The sequence below is a fragment of the Planococcus glaciei genome, assembly GCF_900099655.1.
Lineage (GTDB): Bacteria > Bacillota > Bacilli > Bacillales_A > Planococcaceae > Planococcus > Planococcus glaciei.
In genome coordinates this window covers 108,510-127,940 of record NZ_FNDC01000007.1, presented here as the reverse complement: position 1 = coordinate 127,940, position 19,431 = coordinate 108,510, and the positions used below count along the sequence as shown (strand labels likewise).

General features: G+C 46.7%; 16 protein-coding genes and 1 tRNA gene. 11 read left to right on the top strand and 6 right to left on the bottom strand.

The window, feature by feature from the left end:
- Nucleotides 1-253: 253 nt before the first annotated feature.
- The 4 genes from BLQ32_RS10525 to BLQ32_RS10510 form a co-directional block, all read right to left on the bottom strand.
- Complete coding sequence (locus BLQ32_RS10525; RefSeq protein WP_074510279.1) at nucleotides 254-1,339, bottom strand: tyrosine-type recombinase/integrase; 1,086 nt, start codon at nucleotides 1,337-1,339, stop codon at nucleotides 254-256.
- A 194-nt stretch (nucleotides 1,340-1,533) separates the two neighbouring features.
- Nucleotides 1,534-1,606 (bottom strand) — tRNA-Val (locus BLQ32_RS10520).
- A 51-nt stretch (nucleotides 1,607-1,657) separates the two neighbouring features.
- Entirely contained in the window at nucleotides 1,658-2,179 is a 522-nt protein-coding gene (locus tag BLQ32_RS10515) for a 2'-5' RNA ligase family protein (protein ID WP_074510278.1), read from the bottom strand.
- A gap of 14 nt (nucleotides 2,180-2,193) precedes the next feature.
- Nucleotides 2,194-2,916 carry a thermonuclease family protein gene (locus BLQ32_RS10510; protein ID WP_074510277.1) on the bottom strand — a complete coding sequence of 241 codons (723 nt, stop codon included), beginning with the start codon at nucleotides 2,914-2,916 and terminating at the stop codon, nucleotides 2,194-2,196.
- A gap of 90 nt (nucleotides 2,917-3,006) precedes the next feature.
- Between BLQ32_RS10510 and BLQ32_RS10505 the strand changes: the two genes are divergently transcribed.
- Nucleotides 3,007-3,852 carry a DNA-3-methyladenine glycosylase family protein gene (locus BLQ32_RS10505; protein ID WP_074510276.1) on the top strand — a complete coding sequence of 282 codons (846 nt, stop codon included), beginning with the start codon at nucleotides 3,007-3,009 and terminating at the stop codon, nucleotides 3,850-3,852.
- A 96-nt stretch (nucleotides 3,853-3,948) separates the two neighbouring features.
- Here the strand turns inward: BLQ32_RS10505 and BLQ32_RS19845 are convergent, their stop codons facing one another.
- Complete coding sequence (locus tag BLQ32_RS19845) at nucleotides 3,949-4,092, bottom strand: hypothetical protein (protein ID WP_175557101.1); 144 nt, start codon at nucleotides 4,090-4,092, stop codon at nucleotides 3,949-3,951.
- A gap of 119 nt (nucleotides 4,093-4,211) precedes the next feature.
- Here BLQ32_RS19845 and BLQ32_RS10500 point away from each other — a divergent pair, with 119 nt between their 5' ends.
- The 6 genes from BLQ32_RS10500 to BLQ32_RS10475 all read left to right on the top strand — a co-directional run bounded on the left by BLQ32_RS10500 (nucleotide 4,212) and on the right by BLQ32_RS10475 (nucleotide 10,157).
- A complete protein-coding gene (locus BLQ32_RS10500) occupies nucleotides 4,212-5,138 on the top strand; it encodes a Gfo/Idh/MocA family protein (protein ID WP_074510275.1) in 927 nt (308 codons plus the stop codon).
- 61 nt (nucleotides 5,139-5,199) lie between these two features.
- Complete coding sequence (locus BLQ32_RS10495) at nucleotides 5,200-6,588, top strand: aldehyde dehydrogenase (protein WP_074510274.1); 1,389 nt, start codon at nucleotides 5,200-5,202, stop codon at nucleotides 6,586-6,588.
- Between the two features lie 61 nt (nucleotides 6,589-6,649).
- Nucleotides 6,650-7,348, top strand: coding sequence for a response regulator transcription factor (locus BLQ32_RS10490; protein ID WP_074510273.1), 699 nt, complete (start codon nucleotides 6,650-6,652; stop codon nucleotides 7,346-7,348).
- Nucleotides 7,332-8,702 (top strand): sensor histidine kinase, encoded by a 1,371-nt coding sequence (locus BLQ32_RS10485; protein ID WP_074510272.1) that lies wholly within the window; start codon nucleotides 7,332-7,334, stop codon nucleotides 8,700-8,702. Before BLQ32_RS10490 ends, BLQ32_RS10485 begins: the two co-directional genes overlap by 17 nt.
- Nucleotides 8,699-9,397 (top strand): PepSY domain-containing protein, encoded by a 699-nt coding sequence (locus BLQ32_RS10480; protein WP_074510271.1) that lies wholly within the window; start codon nucleotides 8,699-8,701, stop codon nucleotides 9,395-9,397. Before BLQ32_RS10485 ends, BLQ32_RS10480 begins: the two co-directional genes overlap by 4 nt.
- A 151-nt stretch (nucleotides 9,398-9,548) precedes the next feature.
- Complete coding sequence (locus tag BLQ32_RS10475; RefSeq protein ID WP_083335304.1) at nucleotides 9,549-10,157, top strand: PepSY domain-containing protein; 609 nt, start codon at nucleotides 9,549-9,551, stop codon at nucleotides 10,155-10,157.
- Between the two features lie 28 nt (nucleotides 10,158-10,185).
- Here the strand turns inward: BLQ32_RS10475 and BLQ32_RS10470 are convergent, their stop codons facing one another.
- On the bottom strand, nucleotides 10,186-11,757 hold the full coding sequence (locus tag BLQ32_RS10470; protein WP_074510270.1) for a two-component system sensor histidine kinase NtrB: 1,572 nt from the start codon (nucleotides 11,755-11,757) through the stop codon (nucleotides 10,186-10,188).
- A gap of 102 nt (nucleotides 11,758-11,859) precedes the next feature.
- Here BLQ32_RS10470 and BLQ32_RS10465 point away from each other — a divergent pair, with 102 nt between their 5' ends.
- The 4 genes from BLQ32_RS10465 (at nucleotide 11,860) to BLQ32_RS10450 (ending at nucleotide 19,326) form a co-directional block, all read left to right on the top strand.
- Complete coding sequence (locus BLQ32_RS10465; RefSeq protein WP_074510269.1) at nucleotides 11,860-12,915, top strand: M42 family metallopeptidase; 1,056 nt, start codon at nucleotides 11,860-11,862, stop codon at nucleotides 12,913-12,915.
- Nucleotides 12,916-12,925: 10 nt separating this feature from the next.
- Nucleotides 12,926-14,386 carry a UDP-N-acetylmuramoyl-L-alanyl-D-glutamate--2,6-diaminopimelate ligase gene (locus BLQ32_RS10460; protein ID WP_074510268.1) on the top strand — a complete coding sequence of 487 codons (1,461 nt, stop codon included), beginning with the start codon at nucleotides 12,926-12,928 and terminating at the stop codon, nucleotides 14,384-14,386.
- A 108-nt stretch (nucleotides 14,387-14,494) separates the two neighbouring features.
- Nucleotides 14,495-16,063 (top strand): peptide chain release factor 3, encoded by a 1,569-nt coding sequence (locus BLQ32_RS10455; RefSeq protein WP_036807223.1) that lies wholly within the window; start codon nucleotides 14,495-14,497, stop codon nucleotides 16,061-16,063.
- Between the two features lie 197 nt (nucleotides 16,064-16,260).
- Nucleotides 16,261-19,326: an efflux RND transporter permease subunit gene (locus BLQ32_RS10450; RefSeq protein ID WP_074510267.1), complete on the top strand. Its 3,066-nt coding sequence runs from the start codon at nucleotides 16,261-16,263 to the stop codon at nucleotides 19,324-19,326.
- Nucleotides 19,327-19,431 lie beyond the last annotated feature (105 nt).

Here is a 19,431-nt window from a genome sequence, read left to right as displayed (position 1 = left end):
TCCCTTTAATTATTAAAACTCCAAGCAGAATAACGGAGCAATGCACGAAAAGCCGTAGAAAACTGATGAAAAAGGCGTTAAAAAACATTAGAAAATTGCAAGAAACCTATAGAAATAGAACAAAAAAGCAGTGTTTTTGGAGTTGACTACTGTAGATGATTAGCAATAAAACAGACATTTTACTGTAAGATATTCACAGACTGTAATACAGACCAAAAAAGAAGGCCTGAGCATATTGCCCAGACCTTTTTTGTCATATCCGCTTGTTGTTCCGTTTTCTGTAAGTCTTGTTTTCAGTTCCGAAGAATCCAGCAGAGGCATGTCGTTCCTGAACCGTATTGTCTGCCATGTGGGCATATATGAGAACCGTTCGTAAATCCGAATGTCCAAGGATTTTCCTTAAACTTTCTACATCGCCTGAAGATGACAAGTAATGTGTGGCAGATGAGTGCCTTAGTAAATGCAGATAAAATCGTTTGGTGATTCCCGCTTCGACTGCATATTTTCTTATATCCCTGAGCACATTGTTCTTACTTAACATTTTCCCGCTCAGCGATAAAAACAGCAAATCATCGACCTCGCCCTCGAACGCCTCGTTTTCAATCAGAAGTTGTTCAATCAGTCGATACGTTTTATTCGATAAAGGAATCATACGGCTTTTGCGTGACTTCGCATTTTCGGATTGGATTAGTATTGACTTGTCAGAATGATTAATATCGTTTGGTGATATCAGCAATGCCTCGGTAATGCGTAACATACCGTCTACCAATAGATGCAACAAGACGTAATCACGAAAATGCTTAAAGGACTTCTTTGAATGAAATTTTGCGACCTTTAATAATTCGTCAATTTCGGAGCGGGTGAGTATATCAATGTCTTTTTTGTTCTGTTGGAATCCTTCAAATCTGTCGAAAGGATTTTTCTGAATCAACTCTTCTTTCTGGCACCAATTCATGAAAGTTTTTAGATTTTTAATTCTTGTTTCCACGGAAGCATCTGCAAGTCCTTTGGTCTGAAACTGAGCAGGAGTGTATTTATGGCCTTCAAACTTAATGCAATCATTTTTCAACCAATATACATAATCGCTGATTAATTCGGTGGAGATATTGCTGAGGTATAGAGGTTGGTCGCTAACAGTGCTGTAGAACTTTTCAAAACTTTTAAAAGCAATAACGTATTTATTCAAAGTAGTGGGGCGAAGATTTTGCTTCACTTTGGCGTCAAGGAACTTTTCAAATACAGGTTTAATATCTTCTCTTTTGATGACTTTTTCTGGCTGTCGTTTGTGCGGTTGTCTTTTAGCGATACGTGGTTTCTCTTCAAAAAAGTTGATGGACATAAAAAAACACTCCTCATTCTGTGGTTTACAGAATAACGAAGTGTTCCGCTCAAAAGTTGAGTGCAGGTCTGCACACATTATTTTAGTATTTGATAATAGCAACGTAAAAAGAAAAACCGCATGAACAATAAAGTTCACACGGCTTTTCATAAGCAAACTTTGTTCCTAAAGCTTGCTGTGGGTTTGGCACCCAATGATTCCTACTGGGCTCGAACCAGCGACCTCTACCCTGTCAAGGTAGCGCTCTCCCAGCTGAGCTAAGGAATCTCATTTCCAGGACAAATATAATTATATCGTGCCCAGGAAAAAAGTCAATACTTATTCCGATAGAAAAATACTCCATTCCGTTTGCGCTTTCCCTTGGACAATAGACCAGCATTCGATGGCAACGGCCATTGCTTCAAAAGGTTCGAATTCCATTGAAAGACGGGCAAACAGCGGTCCCCAGAACGGCGGTGCAATATGGTTGATAATGGTCGCATGGGGCACCCATTGATCCGGCGTATAGAAAGCATTGTGCCCGGTAAATTCCTGAGTCGACAGGCTGAGTGCCGAATGCATTTGGGCTAATGGCTTGGTGACAACCGGTGCCGCGTAAAAACTGCCCTGCTGTTTGAAGAAGCCGAGCGAAGCGAAAGACAAAGAAAATTGCTTCATTTTCGCTGCCCAAGGCTCAATGGCTTTTTTCAGCTCAAGCGGGCTGGACTGGGTGAACGACTGCAGCGTAATATGCGGCGGCAAAGCCGCTTTTTGCTTGGAGGCAGCGTTTTGCGCCTGCTGCTGAAGCTGCTCGAAAATGGTGGACGACTGGTAATCAAGCCGTAAAACGATGACTTGCATAAATAACCTCCTTGTCAGCTTCCGGTGCTTCTGAATCCTGCATCTTTTGCTTCTTGCTCCGAACAAAACCATTCCTCAGGATTGGTCTGCTCATAGGACCCTTCACCCGGCATGTGATAAATCTTATTTCCGTTCCGGTTGATATTTCCTTTGATCCGGCAATCGCCTTTTGGGGACTCGGATTTGGATTGACTGGATTCTTTTCCATATGCATCGGCATTAAAACCGCGGTCTGTTGAATAGTTTTCAAACTCCCAAATGCCGATCCCTTCTTCTTTAGCAGAATCTTCCACTTCTTCGAATTCGTCGACATAGCGGGTATTGGGGGGATAAACATAGGCTACACGGGCGAGTCCCGCTTCAAGCAGCTGTTCCTGCACGCGTTCCCCGTCCACATAAATATAAGCAAGCAAACGGCCGTAATCATCAAAACGGTCGCCTACATCAAATTCAATGGAAACGTCGCCTGATTCGATGAGCCGTTTGTTTTCTGCGGTCGCTTCGCTGCCAAGGGGCTGTTTTCCGAGGCGCGGATGATTGGTTTCCGGTGTATCCACCAGCAAATAACGGACTGTCTCTTCTTTGCCTTCGTACATGATCTTGATGGTGTCTCCGTCAATTACGGAAGTGACTTCTACATCAATCTGGTCTGTTGTCCCGCCTGTATCGGTGGACTCCAGTGCTGTGCATCCTGTGAGCAGCATCAAAGCTGTAAGTAAAGCTGCAATTTGTTTCATGGCTATCCCTGCTTTCATTTTTCCATTATATTTCCTGCTTCTGCGGCTTGCAATCAAAATCTGGGTGAGATACCGTTGAAGAAAAAGGGGATGAGAGAAATGCGATTGGAATTGCCGTTTGCCTATAATTTTGACCGGGCACTGGAGCGGCTGTCGCTGGATCCTTTGCATGCAGTCGATTTGTCGGACCGCTCCGTCCGGATTCCGATGCCGGAAGGCAATGTTGCAAAAGTAAAAGCGATAGGGACCACCGGAAATCCGTTGTTTGAAATTACCGAGGCGACAGAAGAACAAGTTGAGTTGATAGCGGATCTGCTGCATTTCAATCGCTCTCTTGACCCCGTCGCGGAACATTTCCGGGGGACCAGCCTGGCCCATCTGTTTGAGGAGCATAGAGGAACGCCGCTGGTCCGCGAGTTTTCGTTGTATGGCTCTTTGATGAAAAGCATTATCCACCAGCAATTGAACTTGTCGTTTGCCCACACTTTAACGAGCCGGTTTGTCCAAACATACGGGGAACAAAAAGACGGCGTCTGGTTTTATCCGGCTCCTGAAACGATTGCACAGCTTGAGCCGGCAAGTTTAAGGGAACTTCAGTTCAGCACGCGAAAAGCCGAGTATGTGATTGGATTGTCGCGGGCCATGGCGAGCGGGGAATTGGACTTGGAAAATATGGCGAAGCTGAACGATGATGAAGTGGCCGCCCGATTGATTCATTATAGAGGGGTTGGGCCCTGGACAGCGCAAAGTTTCCTTATGTTTGGACTGGGCCGCCCGAATTTATTTCCATTGGCGGATATCGGCCTGCAAAATGCGTTAAAAATTCAATGGGGACGGCCTGAAAAACCGAAGGCTGAAGAAATTCTCCTTCATCTGCCGGAATGGGAGCCTTATCTTTCCTACGCTTCGCTGTATTTGTGGAGAAGCGTTGAATAAAAACCTCCGGACATGACAAAACGCCTTTTCAATATAGATTGAACAAGGCGTTTTCTATGTATTGCAGCGTCTGATTGCTAAAGTTATGCGCACCAATTAAGCGTGGGTCTCCATGTCGATTTGCGTCTCATCAAAATATAAAAACGATTCCTGTTCCAGGCTGTCCAGCTTCTCTTTGTTTAATCCAACTTCCAATTCTCCTGAAAAAATCGGTTCCCACCAGTTTGCTTGTTTGTTCATGATGTTTTCCTCCTTGGTTTGTGTTGTAATTGTTTGACTATTCTATACCCCTAAAGGTTACACTAATAAACAGAGAGAGCTAAAATAAGCCTTTAGGCCTTACAGAAAAGAGGGGTAACATGATCTCGATCGGGATTATCGGAGCAGGAATCGTGGGAGAGCGCATTATCAAGCAAATCCAGCAAGAAGGCAGAGTACAAATCAAAGGTGTTTACGATGAACAGCAGGAGCGTCTGCAGTTTCTTCATGACACGTACGGGGTGCCGATTTGTGAGTCCTTCGATTCGATTCTCCATTCCAATATTGATTGGCTGTATATCGGAACGCCGCCCGCTTCCCATGCAGAAATTGCCAAACGTGCAGCGGGGGCCGGAATTCATGTGCTGAGCGAGAAGCCGCTTGCGCACAACGCAGAAGACGGAAAAGAAATGGTGGAGGCAGCGAAAAAGAACCGGATCCGAACGGCGATGCATTTTCCGCTCATGTACAAGCCGGCTGTACACGATATGGTCAAGCGCATCCGGAGCGGCAATATCGGAAAAGTGGTGCGCATTGAGCTGCAGACCTTTTTCCCGGATTGGCCGCGCGCGTGGCAGCAAAATCCGTGGATTGCCTCAAGAAGCCAAGGCGGTTTTGTAAGGGAAGTGTTTCCCCATTACCTCCAGCTCTTTAACCGGGTCTTCGGTGAGCTGACGATTTTGTCCCATCACATCACTTATCCAGAACAAGCGGAGCTTTGCGAGACGGGAATCGTGGCGCACGGGGTAACGGCCGGCAACATTCCGTTTTTGATCACCGGGCTTAGCGGCATCGGGCAAAAAGAATTGCTGCAATTCAAAGTCTACGGCGAAGAAGGCGTCTTGACATTGGAGAACTGGTCGGATTTATACGAAGAAAGAAAACATGAAGAACGCAAGCCCATTACGGATTTTCTGGAAGTTCCTTCACTGTTCCAGGCAATGCGTGAACAATCCACTTTTCTGGTGCCTTTTGAAGAAGGGCTCGTTGTGCAGCGGTACATCGACCAATTGCTTGATGAGAGCTAAATGAAGTGAAGTATTAAAAAATTAATGCTAAGATGTTTTCACTAAGAAGGAGGCTTTATATATGGAAGTTACTGCATTGACGGTCGAACAAATGATTAACGAACAACGTGATTTCTTTTACACAGGGGCCACTAAAAGCGTCAGTTTCCGAAAAGCACAGCTCGAGCGGCTGAAGCAAGCCATAAAAGCTCACGAAAACGAAATTCTCCACGCTTTGAAATTGGATTTAGGAAAAAGCGAATTTGAAGCCTATGCAACCGAAGTAGGTTTCATTCTTGATAGCATCGGTTATATGTCGAAGCATTTGGACAACTGGATGGAGCCGGAACAAGTGAAAACACCGCTTCATCTGCAGCCTGCCAAAAGTTTTGTCATTCGGGAACCATACGGATCCGTTCTCATTATTGGGCCATTCAATTATCCGTTCCAATTGATCATGGAGCCGTTGATCGGGGCAATTGTCGGCGGGAACTGTGCAGTGGTCAAACCTTCCGAAACCACGCCGAACGTGACGAAAGTGACGCGTACCATCATTGAAGAAGCTTTCCCTTCCTACTATATTCGGGTTGTTGAAGGCGAGCGGGAAGAAGTGACAGCACTTATCCATGCATCTTTTGATTATATTTTCTTCACTGGCAGTGTCAATGTCGGGAAAGTGATCATGAAAGCTGCGTCGGAACGCCTGACACCGATCACGCTGGAACTTGGCGGGAAAAGCCCGGCTATCGTCGACCAGACGGCTAATCTCGACTTGGCGGTAAAACGCATTGCTTGGGGCAAATTGATGAATACCGGCCAGACTTGCGTGGCGCCGGATTATGTCTGCGTCCATGAATCGGTCAAAGAAGAGTTCATGAAAAAGTTGATCAAGACCATCCGGAGTTTCTACGGAAAAGACGCACTGAAAAGTCCGGACTACGGGCGCATCGTTTCCGTCCAGCATTTCGACCGGCTCGCTGAGATCATCAAAAAAGAAGCGGCAAGTATTGTGACTGGCGGCGGGATGGACCGCAATGAGCGTTATATTGAACCGGTTGTACTCGACAATATCAACTGGGACAGCCCATCGATGGAAGAGGAACTGTTCGGGCCGATTTTGCCGGTCATCACGTACAACGACCTGCCTGCACTGCTGCGCCAAATCCGCAAATTGCCGAAGCCGCTTTCCGCTTATATGTTCTCTGAAAATGAGCGGGCCACTAATTTCTTCCTGGAAGAATTGCCATTTGGCGGCGGCTGCATCAACGATACGGTGTCCCATGTCGGCAGCGTCTACCTGCCGTTTGGCGGAGTCGGTACTTCGGGGGTTAATTCCTACCACGGAAAAACGAGTTTTGAAACTTTTACTCATGCAAAATCCATCTTGAAAAAATCGACCAAACTGTCGACCAATGTTCTGTTTCCGCCTTATGGCAACAAAGTGAATATGGTTAGAACCTTATTGAAATAAGCGGCCTCCGGGTCGCTTTTTTCTTTATGTTTGCTAGAATAAACAGTAAGAGGTGACGGATATGACAGAGCGTATTCTGATAGTGGAAGATGAAAAAAGCATAGCACGCGTGTTGGAACTGGAACTTACATATGAAGGCTATCAAACAGGAGTGGCCCATACAGGTTCGGAAGGGCTGATTCAGTTCCGCGAAAACGAATGGGATTTGGTCCTGCTTGATTTGATGCTGCCTGAAATCCATGGGCTGGATGTGTTAAAACGCATTCGTACTTCAGATCCTGCCATTCCGGTTATTTTGCTGACAGCGAAAAACGATGTGAAAGATAAAGTGGCGGGCCTTGATTTAGGCGCTAATGACTATGTAACGAAACCATTTGAAATTGAAGAGCTGCTTGCCCGCATCCGCGCATGCCTCCGGCAGTCGATAGGGAACGGGAATTCCGAAGTTTGCCGCTTTGAACAGCTGGAATTGAACGAAACGACGCGTGAGGTTACCCGTAGCGGACGTTCGGTCGAACTGACGCCGCGCGAATTTGATTTGCTGCTGTATTTGATGCAGCATCCGCAGCAAGTGTTGAGCCGCGAACAAGTGTTGAATGCTGTTTGGGGCTACGACTATTACGGGGATACCAATGTCATCGATGTCTACATCCGCTATTTGCGGAAAAAAATCGATGCAGGTGAGCCCTCCACTTATATCCAGACGGTTCGGGGCGTAGGGTATGTCCTGAAGGAGCATGTCCATGAAGCTAAAAAATAAAATCCATATTTGGACCACTTTGCTGATGCTGGTCATTCTGCTGGTGCTTATGATCGTCATCTACTTTTCGTTCAGCCGGTTAACGTATTCAACGGAAGTGGACCAACTGCGCACCGAAGCCAATCTAGTGGTTACAAAGCTGAATGAGAATCCGGGAGATCCCCAGAATGTGCTTCGGGGATATGTGCCGGTGAACGGTTCAATTCAAGTTACCCGTGGCGGCAAGGAACTGATCCGGACGATTCAAGACCCTGCGGTTCCAACAGAACTTCCTGCAGGCTTGCCGGATGCATCCGGAACCATTCAAGCGGAAGATGAGCTATTCGCTTATGTGACGACGCCGATCATTTGGACGGACGGCGAAGTGGCAAATTTGACGATTGCCCAATCGATGAGGGAAGTGAGCGGCAATCTTCAAACGCTGCGCCTTGTCTTGATCACGGTAGCTTTGCTGGCCATGATACCGGTAGTGGTTTCAAGCATCGTCCTCGGGCGGCTCATTACGAAGCCTATTACCGATCTTACCAATACGATGACGCGCATCCAGCGCAACGGTCAATTTGAGAAGCTGCAGATCACCGAGGAAACGAATGATGAAATCGGACAGATGGGCCGGACATTCAATGAAATGATGGCCCTTCTTGAAGAAAACTATACCAAGCAGGAACAATTTGTCTCAAATGCGTCTCATGAATTGAAAACGCCTTTAACGGTCATTGGCAGCTATGCCAAACTTCTGCAGCGGCGCGGCATGCAGGATGAAAAAATTGCCGATGAAGGATTGACAGCCATCCGGACTGAAACCGACCGCATGAAGGCATTGATTGAACAGCTTTTGCACATTGCCCGCCAAAGCGAGGCGCAGCTTGAATTGACCAACGTGAATGTCACGAAAGTACTTGAGCAAACGACTGCAGCGCTTGGGACTTCCTATAACCGGGAATTTCAGCTGACTGCCAGTTCTCCGGAATTATACGTCACGACCGATTTGGCGAAACTCAAGCAGCTGTTGTATATTCTGCTCGACAATGCGCGGAAATACTCAAGCGACCGTATTGAAGTGATTGCAAAAAACGAAGGGCACACTGTCATCCAAATCCGGGATTATGGCATCGGCATCCCTAAAGAATCGCTGCCGTTTATCTTTGAACGATTCTACCGTGTGGATAAAGCGCGAAGCCGTGACACCGGAGGATCCGGACTTGGCTTATCCCTTGCCAAACAATTGGCTGATTCACTGGGAGTCAAGCTGGAAATTGAAAGCATTGAACAAATGGGTACGACAGTTTCCATCATTTTCTCATCGGATTTTAATGTTGGCGCGGTACAATCAAGCCAGGAGGGATCAGGATGAAAAAATGGATGTTAATGGCGGCCGGGACGGTTTTGCTTGGAGTAATTGTCATTGCCTTTCTCTTGAATCCGTTTATCGGCAGCGAAAGCATCAGTGCACAAGAGGCAGAGCAGTCGGTGCTGGATCTATACGGAGGAGAACTTGTCGGAACTTCCGAAGTGGACAACCGTTTTGCGGTGGATTTCAATAAAGCGGATGGCCTTTATACCGCAATGGTCAACAAAGCGACGGGACAGGTGGAATCGATGAAACTGATCGAGAAAAAAGAACCAGCTACCCGATTGACCGAAGAACAGGCAGGAGCGGCTGCATTAAAAAAAGTGGACGGAACGCTGGAAAGCGTCACGTATTTGAAAGACAACCAGCAATACGAAGTGAAAATAAAAGATGAAAAAAATATCACAACTGTGATTGTAGCAGCGGCGACAGGAGAAATTGGGAACATCACCGCTGAACCCATTGCGAAACCGGATGTGAAACCGGAGCCCGAACCGGATGCGGCCATCACCCAGGACGAAGCCATCGCGATTGCGAAACAAACGCTCGACGGCGAAGTACAGGAAGCCGAGTTTGTACAGACCGAAGGCGGAGGCTATTATCTGATCGAAATTGAAAATGAAGAATCCGAACGGGAAGTGACGGTCCAGATCCATGCAATCCGTGGTGAAACCTTAACGGTTGAATGGGACGATTAAACCAAAAAACACTCAAGCGGGAAAGTTGCCTTTCTGCCTGAGTGTTTTTTTGTTTTCTTAAATTTCTCATCAAATTCTAATAAACCCTTAATCGTCTTCACAGAAGCGGGGGCTATAGTAAAGATAGAACATATGAGGAGGAGAGATTAACATGAAAAAATTCATTTACATCCCGGTAGTAGCAGGCGCGTTAACTTTTGGAGGTATTGTACTGGCCAACACAGACGCAAATCCAGCAGGAACATCTGAAACCAATTCAAACAGTGCCAATGTCCAAAACAGCAATCAGCAGTCTAACCAAAAAGCAACGAAGCTTACGTTTGATGACGCTTCTGCAAAAGCGCTTGAAATTGTGGGCGGAACCATCACAGACATTGAATTGGAAAGAAATATGAACCGTGCTTACTATGAAGTAGACGTGACGCACGAAGGCTATGAGTACGATTTGAAATTTGATGCCAACACAGGGGAAGTCTTGGAACAAAAACGTGAAAAAGAAGACGACCGCGATGACGATTCAGACGATATTGTCTCAACTGAAGGCTTGATCAGTTCAGAAGAAGCAACAAAAGCCGCTCTTGCAGCAGCTAACGGAACGGTAAAAGACATGGAATTGGACAATGACGACGGTGTTGCACAATACGAATTTGAAATCGAAGACGGCAAAACCGAACACGAAGTGACCGTCAATGCAAAAGACGGTTCCATCATCAAACATGAAACCGACAAAAATGATGATGACGACAACGACGATGATTGATTAAAAAAAGAGCCCTTGGGCTCTTTTTTTACGCTTTTGGCAAAAGAATAGTGGCGGTGGTGCCGTTTCCTTCCTGGCTGTCGATTTCCAGGCTGCCGCCGTGTTCACGGATGATTTTTTGGGAAATGATCAGGCCGAGGCCCGTTCCGGTCGCTTTGGTGGTGTAAAACGGTTCAAATATACGCGCCATTACTTCTTCGGGAATGCCAACGCCATTATCCCGAATGCGCAGCGACACGAATCCATCGTCGAAGTTTTCAATAACTAAGGTGATTTCGCCTTGCCGTTCGATTGCATCGATTGAATTTTTTATCAAGTTGATCAGCACTTGCTTCAGCTGATGGTCTTCCGCCTGGACATCAAAATCATCTTTTTCCCAATGCTTGATGAATTGAATGCCTTGCCTGTTCAGCTCCGGGCCGAACAAAACAAAAATATCCTCCAAGGTTTGGCGCAAACTGATCCTTTTGGCTTCAGAAGCCTGTGGTTTTGCCAACACCAAAAACTCACTGATGATAAGGTTAATGCGCTCCAATTCAGATTGGATCAACTTCGTGTAATCTTTGTACGGATGATCCAGATCATTATGCATCATTTGCACAAAGCCGGAAATCACTGTCATCGGATTTCGGACTTCGTGGGCAACACCTGCGGCGATCTCCCCGGCAAGCTTCATTTTTTCAGCTTGGACAATGAGCCGTTCCGCTTCTTTCTGATACGAAATATCCCGTGAAATAACGGAAGTAGCCACGACATTTCCTGCTTCGTCTGTAATGGGCGACAAAGTGATTTGGGCATGGAAGCGGGTGCCGTCTTTTTTGGCGTCCACGGTTTCAAGCAAGGAAAAACTTTCGCCTTTTTGGACTTGCAGGGTGCGGACGGCCGCTTCTTCTGACTTTTCAGGCGGAACGAGCGAAATCGACTGCCCGATGCATTCTTCCAATGTCCAGCCGTACAATTCTTCAAAAGCGGGATTGATGGCAATGATTTTATTGTCCGTATCAAAAACGGCAAACGCGTCTTTGGCCGTTTCAAAAAACAGTTGAAGGTAGCCTTCTTTTGATATGAGCGCTTTCTCCATCGATTCGTTCTGCTGTTCCAGCTGCGACCAGATTCGGCTGAAATAAAGCGAATGGAGCGTAGTCAAAAGCAGGATGCAGAGTATAAAAACAAATAGCGATAAATGAACATAGTGGACAGATGCTCTGTCGCTTAATTCATCAAAAACAAAAGCCAGTAAAAAGGTTTCGATGGCGGTCAATACCCCTAAGGCGATGATCGGCAACGTATCGTAGTACAAGGCGGATGCAATAATCGGGATCGCAAAGTAGATGACCGTTACTGCAGACAATGCCTCGAAATTTAAGATAAATACATAAAGGTTCATGAAAAGAAGAACCAGAATTTGAATTTTCCGCTCATTGTATTTAACAGTTTGAAGGACAAGTAGGACAATATAAGATGCTAGCCCGAACAACGGGGAATAAGTGGCCATAGGAAAATCGGCAATCAGCGGGAGAAGCAAATGGATAACGCTCGCGCCTCCAAATAAATGGATAAATAGCCTGTTTCTGTTTTGATTGGTTGAAGAACGCTCCATAATGCACCTCAATCTTGGGGATTCGTACTAATATTACTATAGAATGCCCTGTCAGAACATGATTCATTTTGATATGATAAAGTAATTAGGGAGGCGTTAAGCATGGCAGTTGAGTGGAATAAACAAGAAACGCTGGATTTATTGAAAGAGCTAGTGGAAATTCCCAGTCCATCAGGCTATACAATGGACATTATGAAGGCCATCAAAAAGCACTTGAGCGACTGGAACGCTGAATACAGAATGACGCAAAAAGGGGCAGTCATTGCGACCATTCAGGGGAAAGACCAAAGCAGGCACCGCTTGCTGACGGCCCATGTCGATACGCTCGGCGCGATGGTTAAAGAAATCAAACCAACCGGCCGTTTGAAATTATCACTTGTCGGCGGGTTTAAATTTAATGCGATTGAAGGCGAAAACTGCCTTATACATAAAGCGGATGGCACAACTTTGTCTGGCACGATTCTGATGCATCAGACGACGGTCCATGTCTATAAGGACGCTGGCACCGCTGATCGGGATGAAAATAATATGGAAGTCCGTTTGGATGAAAAAGCCTTTTCGGCAGATGAAGTCCGGGCACTCGGCATCGAAGTGGGCGATTTTGTATCGTTTGACCCGCGTTTTGCGGCGACGGCTTCAGGATACGTCAAATCCCGCCATCTGGATGACAAAGCCAGTACGGCGCTGCTGCTTCAATTGCTTAAGCAATTGAAGGCTTCAGGCGAAGAATTGCCGCATACTACCCATTTCTACATTTCGAATAATGAAGAAATCGGATACGGCGGCAACTCCAATATTCCGGAACAAACAGCAGAATACATTGCTGTGGATATGGGGGCAATCGGTGATGGCCAAACGTCGGATGAATACACCGTATCGATTTGTGCCAAAGACTCGAGCGGACCTTATCACTATGGCCTTACCCGCCATTTGATCGCCTTGGCGAATCAGCACCAGATCGATTACAAAGTCGACATTTATCCGTATTACGGATCTGATGCTTCAGCGGCAATCGGAGCCGGGGCAGACGTCAAACATGCCTTGTTCGGTCCGGGGATTGAAGCATCGCATTCCTATGAACGCACCCATATCGATTCATTGAAAGCCGCGGGGGCATTGCTTCACGCATATGTCATGTCTCCGCTAGTTACAGAGTAGGAGGATTTTCATGAACACACAACAATTGATCGAAAATATTCCTTATAATCAATTGATCGGGACATTGCCGGAAACGGTGGAACACATTACCATGGATTCCCGTGAAGTGAGAAGAGGATCTGTTTTTATTTGCATCAAAGGATATACAGTGGATGGGCACGATTTTGCCCAGCAAGCGGCTGTGCAAGGCGCTGTCCTGATTGTATCGGAGCAGCCGCTCGACTTGCCGGACACTCCGGTGTTGATTGTCGCAGATTCAGACCGGACCCTTGGTTTGCTTGCTGCCAAATTTTATGGCTATCCGTCAAAAGAAATGCAGATGATCGGCGTAACCGGCACCAACGGCAAAACCAGCGTGTCCGGAATTCTGCATTCCATGCTGATGGAACTGGGCAAAACTTCTGCAGTAACCGGCACCATCGGCTTTAATCTGAACGGGGAGCTGCACCCGTCAGCAAATACGACGAGTGACGCATTGACTACGCAGCAAATGATTGCGAAAGCCAAAGAAGCAGGCTGTTCCCATATGACGATGGAAGTTTCTTCTCACGGGCTGGTGCTTGGGCGCCTGGCGGGAGTTGAATTCAACACGGCGATTTTCACTAATTTAACGCATGATCACCTGGATTTCCACGGGACGATGGACGAATACGGGCATGCAAAAGGCTTGCTGTTTTCGCAGCTTGGCCAGAATCTTCAGGAGAAAAAGCAAGCCGTTTTGAACGCTGATGATCCTTGGTCGAAAAAGTATGCGGATATGACTTCACATCCCGTTTATACATATGGAGTGAAAGAAGCGGCTCAGTTTAAAGCGGGAAATATTGAAATGGGTGACCAGGGCACAAAATTCACATTGACCTGTCCGGAAGGCGAATTTGCGGTTTCGATGAAGCTGCTCGGACAATTCAATGTATCCAATGCATTAGCGGCCATTACTGCCTTGTATGCAGAAGGATTTGAGCTGGCAGAGGTATTGGCTGCATTGTCCCGAATCGCACCGGTAGAAGGGCGTATGCAAAAAGTGGAATTGGACGCTCCTGTTTCCATTTTCATCGATTATGCGCATACACCGGATGCCATCGAAAAAGCCATTGACGCAGTAGCTGATTTTAAGACGAACCGGATCATTTTCTTAGTCGGTACAGGCGGGAACCGGGACAAGACGAAGCGGCCGATCATGGCACAAAAAGCTTCCGTTGCGGATTATGTCGTGTTGACGACGGATGATCCGCGCTACGAGGAATATGACAGCATTTTGAACGACCTTCAAACCGGCATGGCACATGCCAATTTCGCCTGCATCGGCGACCGGGCAGAAGCGGTCAAACATGCCGTTGCCCAAGCTGAACCGGGGGACATCATCATTTTGGCAGGAAAAGGCCATGAAGATTACCAAATCATCGGCTCGACAAAATACCCTCACAGCGACAAAGAAATTGCTGTACAAGAAGCACTAAAAAAATTCCGATGAAAAGAAGCCATATCCGGCTTCTTTTTTCACGTCCAAGGTTGAAATCCCTTGTTTTTTTTGGCCCCCTTCTCTAATATGAATAGAGTAGAATTAAAGGAGCGTATCAGAATGTCAACCCAATTAAAAAATGAAATTCAAAATAGAAGAACCTTCGCCATCATTTCCCACCCGGATGCCGGGAAAACCACTTTGACTGAAAAATTGCTGTTGTTCGGGGGCGCCATCCGTGATGCCGGAACGGTAAAAGGAAAGAAATCCGGAAAGTTTGCCACATCCGACTGGATGGAAATCGAAAAGCAAAGAGGGATTTCCGTTACTTCCTCTGTCATGCAATTTGATTACGACGGACATCGTGTCAACATTCTGGATACTCCTGGACACCAGGACTTCAGTGAAGATACGTACCGCACATTGATGGCAGTAGACAGTGCAGTCATGATCATCGACGTGGCAAAAGGGATCGAAGCACAAACGGTAAAACTGTTTAAAGTGTGCAAAATGCGCGGCATTCCGATCTTCACTTTTATCAACAAGATGGACCGCCAAGGAAAAGAACCGCTTGAACTGATGGAAGAACTGGAAGAAGTTCTTGGCATCCAGTCGTATGCGATGAACTGGCCGATCGGCATGGGGAAAGAGTTCCTGGGGATTTACGATCGCTACAACAAACGCATCGAGCCTTTTCGCACCGAAGGAAAACGGTTCCTGGCATTGGATGAAGAAGGCAATTTGGCAGAAGAGCACGAAATGACCAAAACCTCTTATTATACGCAAGCGATGGAAGACATTGAATTGCTGAACGAAGCTGGAAATGACTTTTCCCTTGACCGCGTGAAAAAAGGGGAATTGACGCCGGTATTCTTCGGCAGTGCCCTTGGCAATTTCGGAGTGGAAACATTCCTTGAAACCTATCTTCAATTCGCGCCGTCGCCTCAAGCGCGTGAAACCCAGGAAAACGAAGCAATCGATCCGATTGAAATGCCGTTTTCTGGTTTTGTCTTCAAAATTCAGGCGAATATGAATCCGGCTCACCGGGACCGCATCGCTTTTGTCCGCATCGTCTCAGGAAAATTTGAGCGGGGCATGAACGTTACTTTGGCACGTACCGGAAAATCGTTTAAATTGAGCCAAACCACTCAATTTTTAGCGGATGACCGTGAAACGGTGACAGAAGCAGTGGCGGGAGATATTATCGGTCTTCACGACGTGGGCAACTATCAGATCGGAGACACGATTACGAGCGGGAAGAAATTCCAATTCGAAAACCTGCCGCAGTTTACGCCGGAATTATTCGTCAAAGTAACAGCGAAAAACGTTATGAAACAGAAGCATTTCCATAAAGGGATCCTTCAGCTTGTGCAAGAAGGGGCTATCCAGTACTACAAAACCCTCCACCTGGAAGAAGTTATTCTGGGCGCTGTCGGACAACTGCAATTTGAAGTGTTCGAGCACCGCATGAAGAATGAATACAATGTGGATGTCCGCATGGAACCGGTCGGCAATAAAATTGCCCGCTGGATCGAAAACGAGGAAGATGTAAAAGAATCCATGTCGAGCAGCCGGTCGATGCTTGTGAAAGACCGTTTCGATAACTACGTCTTCTTGTTTGAAAATGAATTCGCCACGCGCTGGTTCCAAGACAAAAATCCTGGAATCCGCTTGTACAGCTTACTGTAAAAAAACCTGCTTAGGCAGGTTTTTTCTTTTGCCCGAAGGCCAGCAAGAAATTAAGAAAACAGCAGATATTGTATAAGCCGAAATAATGCATTAGAACCTTTTCCGCTGCTGCCGCTCGGTTGGCAAGATTTAAATTTGCGGTTGCTGCTGATTTTTCTTATGATAAAAGCACGAGACAAAGAAGGGGTTTGGGATACATGAAGTTAAGTGATTTTTCCATAAAGAGACCGGTTTTCACCATTGTCATCATGTTTTTAATCATTATACTGGGAGCAGTTTCTTTCTTTAAAATCCCCATTACCTTAATACCGGAACTAAATCCGCCAGTAGGCGTCGTAGTGACCAGCTATCCAGGGGCAAGCCCAACGGAAGTAAGCGAAAAAGTCACGCGTCCGCTCGAAACAAGTTTGTCGACATTGCCGGGCTTGGAGTCCCTTCAATCGTCTTCAGAAGAAGGCTCGAATTTCATTTTGCTGGAATTTGACTGGTCGACGAACATTGATGATGTCCAGACCGATATCATGCAACGGATTGATCAGACCCCCATTCCGGAAGACTCCAACCAACCGCAGTTTTTCAAGTTTGATCCGGCACAATTTCCTGTAATTCAACTGGCCGTTCGCGCTACAGAGTCCGGAGAAGACGTGCGGGTGCTCGCTGAAGAGCTTGAAACCGAGCTGCTGCAAACGGAAGGCGTGGCAAGTGTCAACATTTCGGGTTCATTGATTGAAGAAATCCAGATTTCCTTGGACCAGGAACAGCTGGAAAGCCGGGGTCTTCAGCAGTCGGATGTTGTGCAGCTGATTCAAGCAAACAATATCTCACTGCCAGGTGAACCGATTGACACGGAGAATGGCCGCCATTTGACCACCCGGGTGGTCAGTACCTTGACCAGTGTCGATGAAGTCCGGGATTTGGTGATCACCGTCAATCCATTGGACGGCGAAAATGTGACCATCGGCGATGTGGCAGAAGTCGCCGTGGCCGAACAGGAAAGCAATAGCGAAACACGGGCGAATGAAGAACCGGCCGTCTTGCTTTCGGCCCTGCAGGAGTCCCGGGCAAATACGGCGGATGTATCAGAAGCCTTTCAAACGAAGTTGGATGAATTGCTGGAAGAGGACCGTTTTCAGGGAGTCGAAGCCGATGTGCTGTTCGACCAGGGGGATTACGTCCGGCTGGCAATCGGAAATATTGGCCAAACGCTTGTCCTCGGCGGTGTTTTTGCAATGCTCGTGCTGTTCTTTTTCCTGCGCGGCATAAAAAGCCCGTTGATTATCGGGATTGCGATTCCGTATTCAGTCATCGTGACATTTGTCTTGATGTATTTTTCTGATTTCGCGCTCAATATTATGACATTGGGCGCGTTGGCGCTCGGAATCGGCATGCTGGTGGATAACTCCATTGTCGTAATCGAAAATATTGAACGGCATTTGGCGATGGGCAAACCGCCGCGCCAAGCGGCTTCAGAAGGCACAAAGGAAGTGGCAGGAGCCATTACGGCTTCTACTCTTACTACGGTAGCAGTTTTTGTTCCGGTTGCTTTTATCACCGGATTGATCGGCCAGATTTTCTTTGAATTTGCTGTCACCATTTCATTCAGTTTATTTGCAAGTCTTTCTGTCGCTTTGACGGTCGTGCCGATGATGGCATCGCGGCTATTAAAAGACAAAGAAGAGACCAAGAAACCGGAAACCAGACGCTCGAGATGGATGAAAGGTTTTGAGCGCTCAGTGGTCTGGGCATTGGCTCACCGGATTATTATTTTGTTGGCGGCGCTTGTTTTCTTAGGCGCGGGCATTTTAGGCATTTATCAAGTGGGGACAGAATTTCTGCCGGCAACCGATGAAGGGTTCGCAACCGTTTCAGTAGGGCTTGAAAATGGATCGTCTCTGGCTGCAACCGATGAAGTGGTTAATCTAATCGAGGAAGAGCTGAAAAAAGAGGAAGATGTCAGTGTCTTTGTCAGCTTGATTGGGAGCACCCAGCAGGGCCAGTCGCAAGGAACAACTGAAACCAATACCGCAGAAATATACGTGAAAATGGTGCCGCTGGATGAACGGGAACGCTCGGTATTTGAATTTGTCGATGAAGTTCAGCCGCGTGTCTTGGAAAAAGTCGGGGACCGGGCTGAAGTAAGCTTCAACCTTCAGACAGCTGCCGGATCGTCTCCGAATTCGTTGACATTCACCGCCACCGATACAGACAAAGAGCGTCTGGATAAAGCAGTGACTGATATTTCTTCTGCAATTCGGGAGCTCCCGGAAGTAACCGAATTGACAAACGACCGGGATGAAACCATTGAAGAAATTCAAGTACAGATTAAAAGAGATGCCGCAACGGAGTATGGCATGGCGCCAGCGCAAATTGCCCAGACGGTCAACAATATGACCAGAGGTGTGCTGGCCACGCAAGTGTTGTCAGAGAATGATGAAGTATTAAGTGTGTTTGTCGGGTTGGACGAGCAGTTCAGAGACAGCGAAGAAAAACTGCGGACGATGAAACTGCGGACGCCTGCCGGCCAATTTGTCACTCTTGAACAACTTGCAGATGTCGAAATTTCCGAAGGCCCTGTTGATATAAAACGTGTAGACCAAGCTGACAGTGTAGCGTTTACATTGCAGCATAAATCGAATGTTACGCTTGGGGAAATGTCCGATAAAGTGGACGAAGCCTTGGAAAAATTAAACTTGGATAAAGACACTCAAATCTCATTTGGCGGAGACCGCGAATTGTTTGAGAATGCCATCGATGATGTGACCTTGGCGATCGTCTTAGCGGTAGTTTTGGTTTATATTGTTATGGCAGCTCAATTTGAATCGTTCAAGTATCCGTTTGTCATCATGTTTACCGTGCCATTGATGGTAATCGGCGTGGCGCTTGCGTTATTCCTGACACAGACGCCGATCAGCATTACAGCAGTAATCGGGATACTTGTACTGGTCGGCATCGTGGTGAACAACGGGATTGTATTGGTCGACTATATCAATCAACGAAAAGAAGCTGGCATGGATTCCTATGAAGCCATCGTTACTTCCGTCCATGACCGGCTGCGCCCAATTTTAATGACGGCGCTGACCACTATATTGGGGCTGATTCCATTGGCTCTGGGAATCGGTGAAGGAACGGAAATCAACCAGCCGATGGGGATTACGGTAATTGGCGGAATGATTAGCTCGACTTTCTTGACGCTGTATGTAATTCCAATTGTTTATAGTCTGTTTGATCGCCAGACAAGAAGAATGAACCGAAAATCAAAGTAAGTACTGACAAAAGCTGATTCATCTGACCGAATTGAGGTCATATGGATCAGTTTTTTTATGAAGGCTGAAATACAGCAAAAAAAATATTCTTCATTTCGCATGTAA